The 1,026-nt window shown below is 72.6% G+C and carries 2 protein-coding genes; both read right to left on the bottom strand.

The window, feature by feature from the left end:
• The coding region (locus tag CLV37_RS26920) for an NAD(P)H-dependent oxidoreductase (protein ID WP_106215805.1) at positions 1-511 on the bottom strand (511 nt) is incomplete at its 3' end.
• Positions 512-522: 11 nt separating this feature from the next.
• Positions 523-1,026, bottom strand: a 504-nt coding sequence (locus tag CLV37_RS26915) for a flavin reductase family protein (RefSeq protein WP_245886007.1), incomplete at its 5' end; no start/stop codon positions are given.

Raw genomic sequence — 1,026 nt, 5'->3', positions numbered from 1 at the left:
CCCAGCGTTCGACGTAGGCGGCCAGGGCCGGGGTCTGCGCCCCGTGGGCCTCGGCGTCGGTGTCGATCAGGTACAACCCCGGCGCCGGGACCGCGGCGCCCAGTTCGGCCAGGACCGGCTTGAGCAGCAGGTCCGGGGCCAGGGCGTGGGTGGGGGCTGCGCCCAGCATCAGGGGGACGGCCGTGACCCCGCGCAGGCCCTCGCCGCCGGCGAACTGGTCCAGGAACAGCTTCAGCAGGCCGGTGTAGGTGGCCTTGAACGTCGGGGAAGCCACCACGAGCAGGTCGGCGGCGGCGGTGTCGGCCACGGCCTGCTTCACGGCCGGATCGCCCCAGCCGAGCAGACCCGGGCCCAGGGTGGCCACGTCGATGACCTGGTCGATGACCTGGTCCACGCCTTGGTCGACTTCCCCGCCGGCGTCAGTACCGGCGAGGAGCCCGGCTGTGGTGATGGCGGCGTGCAGGGTGCGGGAGGCGGGTTTGGGGTTGCCCACCACCACGACGGTGCGCAAGGCGGTGCGCATCAGGCGTTCTCGGGGATCGACTCGGGGGTGGGCTTGGGGGTCAGGGTGCGGAAGCCGGAGGAGTGCCACACCAGGGGTTCGGTGTCCGGGGCGGTGCCGGAGGCGTGGACCTGCAGCAGGACCACGTCGTGGTCGCCGGCGGGGAACTGGGAGTGGATGGTGGTCTCGATCCAGACGGGGGCGCCGTGGATGAAGTTGGCGCCGGAGTCGGTGGTGGTGGTCTGGATGCCGGCGAAGCGGTCGGCGGCTTTGGAGGCGAGCTGGCGGGCGGCGAGGTCGTGGGCTTCGCCCAGGACCGAGACGCCGATGCGTCCGCCGGCTTCGGCGGCGGCTTTGAGCTTGGGCCAGCTGGTGGAGGTGTGCTGGACGGCGAACAGGACCAGTGGGGGGTCCAGGGAGATGCCGACCTGGAAGGAGGAGGCGACCAGGACGACCGGTTCGGGGCCGTTGTCGCCCTGGACGACGGCGGACAGGGCGGCGACGCCGGTGGGGAACAGGGCGAA

Source organism: Kineococcus rhizosphaerae (assembly GCF_003002055.1).
Lineage (GTDB): Bacteria > Actinomycetota > Actinomycetes > Actinomycetales > Kineococcaceae > Kineococcus > Kineococcus rhizosphaerae.
This window is presented reverse-complemented; position numbering and strand designations above follow the sequence as displayed.